Consider the following 10,686-nt stretch of genomic DNA (forward strand, 5'->3'; position numbering starts at 1 on the left):
CGGGGCGCTTGAGATCAAGATCCCAAGCAGATCAAGAGCAAGAGCGGCTCGCTTCGCATCGTGGTTACCGTTGATTGCGACAGCGTTGTGTCGATATCTATGGCCATCGCAGGCAAGCCAGCACACACACATGGGTTTTGTAGTGTTTTCAGGTGCGCGGCATGCACTCGATGGTGCGGTTTACCACGGTTTTGGCCATCTCCAGCAAGTGCCATGCGGCATGGATTCGGGCGCGGTCGTGGGGTTGCAGGTGATCGCAACAGTCCCACACCGTGGCCGATGCGCTGTTGAGCAGATGGGAAATGTAGAGTTGAGCGTCTTCGAAGCTGAGCTCTTCATTGACGACGAGGCAATCCATGGGTGGATCGGGAAGTTGGTGTAACTCCTATTGTGCAAGGGAGCGACCACTCACGCTGCTAAACGCAAGGTGGCAGCTGTACGCGGGTTAGCAGACCGGTCAATAGGAAAACCGGCGCACCCGAAAGTGCCCCGCGCACAGCCACCATAAACGTATAGGTGAACCTGTGCCTATTGAGTTCGGGCTGCTAAACCCGATCACTGAAATCCAGTGACGGACCGAAGACTAGCCATCGATTCCAACAGGCACAAGGCGGCGGGGATTGTCTCGGAAACGTCCTGCAATTTAAAGGAACACGGCTTGCTGGCCCTTTACAAACCATGACCAAATGCCAGTAACACGACCACAGTCCAACCCAGCACTCAGCGTCCGAGCATCTTCACCCAACGTGATGGCGGCATGCCGTAGGTGCTGCGAAATTGGCGGGTCATGTGGCTCTGGTCGGTGAAGCCTGCGGTCATGGCCGCATCCACCAACGATTGGCCCTGGGCCAATAAGTGGCGCACCAGGTCCAGCCGGCGCATGGTCAGGTAGCGGTAGGGGCTGGTGCCGAACAACACGCGAAAATCCCGCGATAACGCCCAGCGGTCGCGGCCGGCGTGGTCGGCTATTTCATCCAGGGTGATGCTGCGGCCCAGGGCGCTGTGGATGAACTCACGGGCGCGTTCGGCTGCGATGTAGTCAAAGGATTTACGGTGGATGATGGCCCCGGACGCAGCGCTCAGCGCCTGGGCCAGGTCGAACAGGGCGTCTTGCTCTTGCATCGGGTCTATCGGGCAATCCAGGCTTTGCAACAAGACTTCGCTGGCGCGGTGCAGCCGTGGGTCGGTGGACAAGCCGCCAGGGATAAACGGCAACGGCTGGCCACCGAGGATCTGCTGGATCAGCGCCGGCTCCACATAAATCATCCGGTACTTGAAACCTTCGTCGCTGCCGGCGCGGCCGTCATGGGTTTCATCCGGGTGTATCACCATGGTGGTGCCGGGCAGGCTGTGGGTCGTGCCGCCGCGATAATGAAAGCTCTGCACGCCGAACAATGTGCGCCCAATGGCGTAGGTGTCATGGCGGTGGGGGTCGAAAGCGAAGCCGGCAAAGTACGCCTCGATACGGTCCAGGCCGCTGGCGTGGGGCGCGCGGTGCAGCCAGTCGAGGGAGTGGGTGGGGTTGCCCATGGTGACTTGTCACAAAAGGAGGTGGAAACACGTTAACTGAGTCTGCACCGGTTGTCTGCCGGGGTCTTGTACGATTGTGCAGGTGTTGGGCGAGGCACATCGGGTAGCGAATCGCTGACCGCCCGTGGTAAGAAGCCTTACTTTCAATAGTGAGGTCGGGTCATGAGCAAGGTGCGGGTAGGGATTATTTTTGGGGGCCGTTCGGCTGAGCATGAAGTCTCGCTGCAATCGGCGCGCAACATCGTCGACGCCCTCGACCGCTCGCGCTTTGAGCCCGTGCTGATCGGTATCGACAAGGCCGGTCACTGGCACCTCAATGACACCTCCAATTTCCTGCTCCACCAGGAAAACCCGGCGCTCATCGCCCTCAACCAGTCCAACCGTGAATTGGCGGTGGTGCCCGGCAAGGCCAGCCAGCAAGTGGTGGAAACCTCCGGCCAGGGCTTGCTGGAACACATCGATGTGATCTTCCCGATTGTCCACGGCACCCTCGGCGAAGACGGCTGCCTGCAAGGCTTGCTGCGTATGGCCGACTTGCCCTTCGTCGGCTCCGACGTGCTCGGCTCGGCCGTGTGCATGGACAAAGACATCAGCAAGCGCCTGCTGCGTGACGCGGGTATTGCCGTCACACCCTTCATCACCCTTACACGTCGCAACGCGGCGCGCACCTCCTTTGAAACGGCGGTGAACAAGCTCGGTTTGCCGATGTTCGTCAAACCCGCTAACCAGGGTTCCTCTGTGGGCGTGAGTAAAGTCGGCAACGAAGCCGAGTACCACGCTGCCGTTGAACTGGCGCTGGGCTTTGATGAAAAAGTGCTGGTGGAATCCGCCGTGCAGGGCCGTGAAATCGAATGCGCTGTGCTGGGTAATGACCAGCCCATCGCCAGCGGTTGTGGCGAGATCGTGGTGAGCGGCGGCTTCTACTCCTACGACAGCAAATACATCGACGCCCAGGCCGCCCAGGTCGTGGTGCCGGCGGCTATCAGTCATGAAGCCAGCGAGCGCATTCGCCGACTGGCCATCGAAGCGTTTGAGGTGTTGGGTTGCGCCGGGCTGGCGCGGGTGGATGTGTTCCTGACCCAAGACGGCGAAGTTTTGATCAACGAGATCAACTCACTGCCCGGTTTTACCCGCATCAGCATGTACCCCAAGCTGTGGCAGGCGGCGGGCATGAGCTACAGCGAGTTGGTGGGCCGGTTGATTGAGTTGGCTTTGGAGCGACATGCGAGTCGCAAGGGGTTGAAGAGCAATCGCTGATTGTTTGGGGGCGCTCGACTCAACGGCTTGTGAGCAGCTGTGGCAAGGGAGCGAGCTCCCTCGCCACAAGAGTAAGGTTTGATCGTTAGTTTGTACGAGCAATCCACGAATAGATCAACGTCTTCGGCTCCTCCAAGTGATGCGTCCTCCTGCGATAGCTGGCAAACGTCGGCGACGTGCAATAAGTGCACACGTCACTCACCTCGATCTGCTCGCGCTTGACCCCCGCCGCGTGCAGCAACAGCAGCCCATACCCGCTCAAATCAAACCAGGCACTTCCCGTTTGCCTGGCGTGGGGCGGTGGAATGCGCGGGGGCTGTAGAGGCGCCGGTTGCTCAACGCTCCAGGGTGCCTGGCCGTGCTGCCACAGGTGGCCTTGATCGACCTGGAGCTCGGCAATAAACGCTGCGCTCACCTCATAGCAGCACGGTTTGATCGACGGCCCGATCGCCACCCGCAATTGGTCCACAGTAATGCCGTCATCTATGAAGCGCTGCACGGCATTGCCGATGATCCCACGCTGCAAGCCCTTCCAGCCGCCATGAATGGCTGCTACCGACTCACCGCCCGCGATCAGAATGGGCAAACAATCGGCCGTGATGACCGCAATCGGCTGTCGGCTGCGGGTGAACACCCCGTCAGCCTCATTCGTGTTGGCCGGCTGACCCGGCTGCCACTCGATCACTGACGCGCTGTGCACCTGTTTGCAAATAAACACGCCATCGGGGCGCAGCGGATCGTCAATCGAGCAAAAACCGTGATCCACGCCGGGGAGGGCATTGAGGTTATGGGCTTTGTGCACCGTGCATTCTCCTTTGATCAAAACACCCTAGTCGCCCAACGCCTCACCTTCACGCCGAGGGTCAGCACCGCCACTGAGCGTCACTTTGCCCTGGGCATCCCGTGTGCGAACGATGGCCTGCACGCCGCTGGTCATCTCGATCTCGCTCAGGGCGTGGCCTTTGTCCTTGAGCGTCTGTTTCAGCGCCGGGCTGAACAGTCCAACTTCCAACTCGGTAGCACCATTGCGACTGCCAAAGTTGGGCAGGCTGATGGCCGCCTGCGGGTCGAGCTTCCAGTCGAGCATGGCGACCAGGGATTTACTCACGTATTCGATGATTTGCGAGCCGCCGGGGGAGCCGACGGTAGCCAGCAGTTCGCCCGTGTGGCGATCGAACACCAAGGTCGGCGCCATGGCCGAGCGTGGGCGTTTGCCCGGTTGTACACGGTTGGCCACAGGCTGGCCGTTTTCTGCGGGGATGAACGAGAAGTCGGTCATCTGGTTGTTGAGCAAAAAGCCCTGGACCATCACATGGGAGCCGAATGCCGCTTCCACCGTGGTGGTCATCGACACGGCGCCGCCCTGGTCGTCCACCGCCACCACCTGTGAGGTAGAGATGCGTAGCGGCGAGCGGTCTGGTGCGTACGCCATCTGAATACCGGCGGGGTGGCCGGGCTTGGCGATGCCCATGCTGCGCTCGCGGATCAGCGAGGCGCGTTGTGCCAGGTAACCTGGCGCGACAAGACCGGCAACCGGGACGGGGGTGAAGTCTGCATCGGCCACGTACAGCGCGCGGTCGGCAAAGGCCAGGCGCCCGGCTTCGGCGAGCAGGTGCACGGCCTCGGGTGTCGGTTCAAACCCGGCCGGCGAAGCACTCTTGACCGGAGTCATCTTGGCGATGGCCAGGCGCGGGTCGCGGGTTTCCAGGGCCTGCAGTGTCCCAAGGATCTGCGCCACGGCTATCCCGCCCGAGGACGGCGGTGGCATGCCGCAGACCTTCCATTGTTTGTAGTCGGTGCACAGTGGTGCGCGCTGCTTGGCGGTGTAGCCTTTGAGGTCGGCCTGGGACAGGCTGCCGGCATTGCGATGGCCCTGTACCTTGCGTGCGATCTCCTCGGCAATCGGGCCTTGGTACAGCGCGTCCGGCCCTTCCTTGGCGATGCGCTTGAACACGGCGGCCAGTGCCGGGTTTTTCAGCAGCGTGCCGGTGGCTTTTGGCGAGCCATCGGCATTCAGGAAGTACGCCGCCATGTCGGGCGATTGCGCGATAAAGCGGTCAGCGGCGATCAAGCTGTGCAAGCGCGGGGAAATGGCAAAGCCTTGCTCCGACAGGCGGATCGCCGGCTCGAACAGCTTGGCCCACGGCAGGTGGCCGCTCTTTTTGTGCGCCATCTCCAAGGCGCGCAGTACGCCCGGCGTGCCCACCGAGCGCCCGCCAATTTGCGCATCCGTAAACGCCATCGGCGTACCGTCGGCCTTTAGGAACAGACTCTCCGTCGCCCCGGCCGGTGCAGTTTCGCGGCCGTCGTAAGCCTGCACGTTGTGCCCATCCCACAGCATGATGAACGCACCGCCGCCGATGCCGGACGACTGCGGTTCCACCAGAGTCAATACCGCTTGCATGGCAATCGCCGCATCAATGGCCGAACCGCCTTGGCGCAGCATTTCACGCCCGGCTTCGGCGGCCAATGGGTTGGCGGCGGCAGCCATATGGCGCTCGGCGTGGCGGGTGCTCAGGTCGGTGCGATAGCCCGAGCCCAACTCCGGGGCCGGTGGCTGTTCATTGACCGGCGTGTGGCAGGCGGCGAGGGCCAGGGTGGCGGCGATGACTGTCAGGCTGCGGCGGGAAATCAAAAACACGCGCTGAACTCCGTTCATGGTGAGAAGGGGCTGTTGTCCTTGGGCACTGCGTTTTACAGGTAAATCGTACCTTGCATGTACAGCACGGCCTTGCCGGAAATAATCACCCGGTCACCCTGGAGCTCACAGCGCAACTGGCCCTTACGCTGGCCGCCTTGCTCGGCGCTCAATTGCGATTTGCCCAGGCGCTCGGCCCAGAACGGTGCCAGCGAGGTGTGCGCCGAGCCGGTAACCGGGTCTTCGTTGACCCCCACATTCGGGCCGAACCAGCGCGAGACAAAATCAAACCGCGTGCTTTTGGCGGTCACCGCAATCCCGCGTTTAGGCAGGCCCTTGAGCCGTGCGAAATCCGGTGTGAGGGCCGCTACCTGGGCTTCATCTTCCACCAGCACGATGTAGTCGTCGGTGCCAAACACCTCGGCGTTTTCAAGCCCCAGGGCGCTCAACATGCCGTGGGGCGGCTCGCAGCGTTCGGGTTTCTTGGCCGGAAAATCCATCGCCAGCTCATCGCCATTGCGCGTTACCCGCAACTCGCCGCTACGGGTCGCAAAGCGCAACACCTGGGGGGCGTCCGCCAACTTGTGGATCAATACCCACGCGGCTGCCAACGTGGCATGGCCGCACAGGTCCACCTCAACTTCCGGCGTGAGCCAGCGCAACTCATAGAAGTCGCCACGGGGTACAAAGAACGCGGTTTCCGAAAGATTGTTCTCGGCCGCAATCTGCTGCAGTTGCTCATCAGGCAGCCACTCAGTGAGTGGGCACACTGCTGCCGGGTTGCCGCCGAAGGGATGGTGGCTGAAAGCGTCGACTTGGTAGATGTCCAGTTGCATCGTGGCACTCCGTGTTGGGGGGAGGCTGGACACTAACAGTGGGGGTGGGGGGCGTCAAAATACAGTTGGGGAGTTTTTTTGCGCGCATAAAAAAACGGCCTACCTTTCGGTAAGCCGTTTTTAGTACTTGGTGGCTACACAGGGACTTGAACCCCGGACCCCAGCATTATGAATGCTATGCTCTAACCAACTGAGCTATGTAGCCAAGTGGCGCGCATTATTCGCTTGGAACGGCAATGCGTCAAGCGTTTTTGTTGAAAATTTTTCTACGCTTTCAACTGTTTAAGCCAAAGCGCTGATTTTGGCGACGGGCGGTGGCGAATGCACCGTGGATGAGGGGGAGTAGAAGAAGCTCGGTGTCTTTGAAGGTTTACTCGCGGGCCAAGTCCGACAGTGTTGGGCAGATATCCCTGTCGCCCAACGCTTGACCGGCTAATTCAACTTACGGGTGCAGTGAGGTGTGGGTGACGCGCTTGAGCTGTTCGCGTGCCCGTGACAGGCGCGAGCGCACGGTGCCGATAGGAATGTCCAGTACGTCGGCGGTGTCCTGGTAGCTGCCGTCGGTTTGCAGCGAGGCATACAACGTCCTACGCATTTCTGTGGGCAAGTGATCGATCGCGCTCAGGGTATTTTCCAGTCGCCGGTTGACCTCGAATTCCCAGTCCAGGCTGTGGCTTTCTTCCTGTCCGTGCCACAGCGACTCATCGAATTCGCAATGTGCAGGCTTGGCATACAGGCGTCGAAAGTGGTTGCGGATCAGGTTTTGCGCGATGCCGCACATCCAGGTGCTGAGCGTGGCGTTACCACTGAAACGCTCGCGATTGCGCCAGGCTTCCAAGTAAGTCAGTTGCAAAAGATCATCCGCGTCTTCGGGATTGAGTACCCGTTTGTGAATGAAACGTCGGAGTTTTTTCTGTTGGTCGTCTGTCAGATGGAGCATGAATTGAGGCGAACTGCCACCAAGGTGAACTAAGGCTTCAATAGGGATATTCATGATTTTTTCCTTAAGGTAGACGCAGTCGAAACGTGTCGACAGAAACCCGATTGCACTGCATGTGCCAAAGAGAAAAAATCGTATAAATAGTTGATTTAAATAAATAAATATTTTGAATTGAGGTTCTTTTACGCAGGCTTTTGCACTTGGGAAATGGGCGTCTGTGCAAGTATTTTCAAACTCGCCTCAGCCTCAAATTTCAATGGAACTGTATGGGTAGGCCTGGCCACACAGGGAAAACACTCTTCCTGAACTGGCCTGTCCATGAAAGTCGAATCTCGCAACGATGTGCAAACGGTCCAACGTCCGGATCAACCTGTTATCAACACTGCCTCCGTGCCTGCACTTGCGAAGGGTGTCGACGAACTGGCCCATCGGTTCAATCAGGAGGTGGAGCTCAACAAGCTTCCGCTGGCCCATCGGCAGATGGGCGTGCGCGTGCCTGCGGCTGAAAAGCTGGCGGAGCTTTATGACCAATTGGGTCACCCGGCCCAGGCGAGCATGGCTGCGGTTTCGCGCCGACTCAGGATGCACTTGCTGCAAAGCGCCAGTGTCGAAAAGCTGCTCGACATTGCGGGCGGCGACCCGGCGCGTGCGTTCGTGGTGCTCAAGCACCTGGCCAACGAGGCCGATACTGAAATCCGTAAATCCGAGGCTGCCTTGGCGCGTTCAGCGATTGCCAAGCTGGAGGCTCGTTTCAAGGGGCAAATCCAGGCCGGCCTAAATATCGCTGTGGCATTGCAAGCGGCCTGCGCGGACGCCGAGGAGCGCCAGGCCCTACGTGCGCTCTACTACGCCAGCGTGGTCACGCGCCAATCCCTCGCGACGATGATGCAAGCCCTGTTGGGTGTATACGGCGGCGACCGGTTTCAAGACGGGCTTACCGTGATGCGTAAAGCCCTGGCGGACGATATAGCCGCGTTGGTGTCCTCAATGCCTACGCCAATGTTGCGCACCTTGTTGGTGGGACTGCGAAGCTGCGGGCAATTGAGCGCAGTGCTGGCTGGTTGCGTGGCGTGCAAGCAGCGCCTGTGTATGGAGGATGAGGCGGTTACGCTGCTGCAGCGTCTATTGGGTTACGCCGGCAGCGGTATAACCGCCGGCGAAATCCTGCGGCTGGGGGATGATCTGGGGGGAGGGCCGCTCGCCCGGCAACTCATTGCGCTCAACGCGCTTTATCCCCTCATCCAGCAATTGCCCCTGGCCCTGTGGCCTGACAATAGAGGCCGTCAGGAAACCTTGGCCAGCTTTTTGGTGGTGATGGATGAGCTGAATCGAATTCATGGCGGAACCAAGCGCGCCGGTCTGTCGGGGGTAATGACGTGACCGTACTGTCGACCATCAACGGCTTGCTGCTTAAAGCCGCACAACGTGCCGAAGTGCTGGGCGCCGTGGTGGTCATGGGCATTATCTTTATCTTTATCGTGCCACTGCCCACCTGGCTGGTGGATATTCTGATTGCTTTGAATATCTGTATTTCGTGCCTCTTGATCGTGCTGGCGCTCTACTTGCCGGGCCCCCTGGCGTTTTCGTCATTCCCCTCGATTTTGTTGCTGACGACCATGTTTCGACTGGCGTTGTCGATTGCGACCACTCGCTTGATCCTGCTGGAGCGGGACGCTGGTGACATCGTAGAGGCCTTCGGTAATTTTGTGGTTGGAGGAAACCTGGCGGTCGGGATGGTGATCTTCCTGATCCTGACCCTGGTCAACTTCCTGGTGATCACCAAGGGCTCGGAGCGGGTCGCCGAGGTGGCGGCGAGGTTCAGCCTGGATGCGATGCCGGGTAAACAGATGTCCATCGACAGCGACCTGCGAGCCGGGTTGATTGACGGCGTGCAAGCGCGCGACAAACGCGATCAGCTGTCGCGTGAAAGCCAGCTGTTCGGGGCCATGGATGGCGCCATGAAGTTCGTCAAAGGCGACGCCATCGCTGGTTTGATCATCGTCGTGGTCAACCTGTTGGGCGGCTTTTCCACGGGGATGTTCCAGCACGGCCTGAGCGCTGCCGATTCTATTTCGCTGTATTCGGTACTGACCATCGGCGATGGGCTGATAGCGCAAATTCCAGCGCTGCTGATCTCTCTGACTGCGGGCATGATCATCACCCGTGTAGCGCCGGATGGACGCAAAGGCGTCAGTAACATGGGTGTCGAAATTGCCCGGCAAATGACCAGCGAACCCAAGAGCTGGGTGATTGCCTCGGTGGGCATGCTTGCGTTTGCCTTGGTGCCTGGCATGCCTACCCTGGTGTTTATTTTTATCGCGATGATCACCGGGAGTGTGGGGTACTACCTGGTACGTCAGCGTCAGCGACAGGCAGAACCCGCCAACGAGGCCGCTGAAGTCGTCCGCCCTGAAGAGAACGGTAAAGAGGACTTGCGCGGTTTTGACCCTTCGCGTCCTTACCTGCTGCAGTTTTCCCCCGTTCTGCGCGGAACGCCTGAGGTGACGGATCTGATCCATGGGATTCGCCAGTCGCGAAACTCACTGGTGGCCAATATTGGCCTGACGTTGCCGCCGTTCGAAGTCGAACTCGATGACTCCCTGGCCGTCGATGAAATGCGCTTCTGTGTGCATGAGGTGCCCATGGTCAGGGCGTCAGTGGTCAATCATGTGGCCGTTGAGCGCAAGGCGCTGACAGTTGAGCCAGAGCACGCCATACCGGGGCTGGCGGAGCGGGATGAACAGGATTGGCTCTGGTTGCCCCCTGATGATCCGTTGCTCGATGACCCGCAATTGGAGCGCTTCACGGCCACGCAACTGATCCTGGAACGCATGAGGCAGGCGATGATGCTCAGCGGGCCACAGTTCCTGGGGATTCAGGAGAGCAAGTCGATCTTGAGTTGGCTTGAGCATAACCAGCCGGAACTGGTGCAGGAACTGCAGCGCATCATGCCGCTGTCACGTTTTTCCGCGGTGTTGCAACGCCTGGCCAGTGAAGGCGTACCGTTGCGGGCGGTACGACTGATTGTCGAGTCGCTGATCGAGTACGGGCAACACGAGCGTGAACCCGAAGCCCTGGCCGACTATGCGCGCATTGCCCTCAAGGCACAGATCTACCACCAGTACAGCGAGGCCGATGGCCTGCATGCCTGGCTGTTGTCTCCGCAGAGCGAAAACATCCTGCGCGAGGCGCTGCGCCAGACCCAGACCGGCGTGTTCTTTGCGCTGGACGAGAACAACAGCGCGGCCTTTATCAGCCTGCTCAACCAAGCCTTTGTTCTAAGGGCCAAGAGCAAAAGTGTGATGTTGGTGGCGCAAGACTTGCGCAGCCCATTGCGGACCTTGCTGCTGGAAGAGTTCAACCATGTCCCGGTGCTGTCTTTCGCTGAGTTGGGAAGCACATCCAAGGTCAAGGTCCTGGGGCGCATAGACCTGGGCCAGGAAACCTTGGTGCGGGGGGCGGCGGCATGAGCCCCCAGCCATGGT

At 59.9% G+C, this 10,686-nt stretch carries 9 protein-coding genes and 1 tRNA gene; 3 read left to right on the top strand and 7 right to left on the bottom strand.

The features are described 5' to 3' along the window. Positions 1–148 precede the first annotated feature (148 nt). On the bottom strand, positions 149–358 hold the full coding sequence (locus A7K61_RS15590) for a DUF6124 family protein (protein WP_069557886.1): 210 nt from the start codon (positions 356–358) through the stop codon (positions 149–151). 362 nt (positions 359–720) lie between these two features. After that, positions 721–1,530 (bottom strand): AraC family transcriptional regulator, encoded by an 810-nt coding sequence (locus tag A7K61_RS15595; protein ID WP_044271350.1) that lies wholly within the window; start codon positions 1,528–1,530, stop codon positions 721–723. Positions 1,531–1,692: 162 nt separating this feature from the next. Between A7K61_RS15595 and ddlA the strand changes: the two genes are divergently transcribed. Beyond that, entirely contained in the window at positions 1,693–2,787 is a 1,095-nt protein-coding gene (ddlA, locus tag A7K61_RS15600) for a D-alanine--D-alanine ligase (RefSeq protein ID WP_069557887.1), read from the top strand. Between the two features lie 85 nt (positions 2,788–2,872). On the opposite strand, the gene A7K61_RS15605 is transcribed toward ddlA, so the two are convergent. The 5 genes from A7K61_RS15605 to A7K61_RS15625 form a co-directional block, all read right to left on the bottom strand. Next, a complete protein-coding gene (locus tag A7K61_RS15605; protein ID WP_047712529.1) occupies positions 2,873–3,589 on the bottom strand; it encodes a polyphenol oxidase family protein in 717 nt (238 codons plus the stop codon). A gap of 27 nt (positions 3,590–3,616) precedes the next feature. Continuing rightward, complete coding sequence (gene ggt, locus A7K61_RS15610; RefSeq protein WP_069557888.1) at positions 3,617–5,446, bottom strand: gamma-glutamyltransferase; 1,830 nt, start codon at positions 5,444–5,446, stop codon at positions 3,617–3,619. Between the two features lie 35 nt (positions 5,447–5,481). Then, positions 5,482–6,261: a PhzF family phenazine biosynthesis protein gene (locus tag A7K61_RS15615; RefSeq protein ID WP_044271358.1), complete on the bottom strand. Its 780-nt coding sequence runs from the start codon at positions 6,259–6,261 to the stop codon at positions 5,482–5,484. 128 nt (positions 6,262–6,389) lie between these two features. Continuing rightward, positions 6,390–6,466 (bottom strand) — tRNA-Met (locus tag A7K61_RS15620). Positions 6,467–6,703: 237 nt separating this feature from the next. Next, complete coding sequence (locus A7K61_RS15625) at positions 6,704–7,255, bottom strand: RNA polymerase sigma factor (RefSeq protein ID WP_047712531.1); 552 nt, start codon at positions 7,253–7,255, stop codon at positions 6,704–6,706. 264 nt (positions 7,256–7,519) lie between these two features. Here A7K61_RS15625 and sctW point away from each other — a divergent pair, with 264 nt between their 5' ends. Together sctW and sctV are read left to right on the top strand one after the other, a co-directional pair. Continuing rightward, entirely contained in the window at positions 7,520–8,581 is a 1,062-nt protein-coding gene (sctW, locus tag A7K61_RS15630; RefSeq protein WP_069557889.1) for a type III secretion system gatekeeper subunit SctW, read from the top strand. Further along, entirely contained in the window at positions 8,578–10,671 is a 2,094-nt protein-coding gene (gene sctV / locus A7K61_RS15635; RefSeq protein ID WP_069557890.1) for a type III secretion system export apparatus subunit SctV, read from the top strand. Before sctW ends, sctV begins: the two co-directional genes overlap by 4 nt. The last annotated feature ends 15 nt before the right edge of the window (positions 10,672–10,686 follow it).

It is taken from the genome of Pseudomonas sp. AP42 (assembly GCF_001728935.1).
Taxonomy (GTDB): Bacteria; Pseudomonadota; Gammaproteobacteria; order Pseudomonadales; family Pseudomonadaceae; genus Aquipseudomonas; species Aquipseudomonas lactis.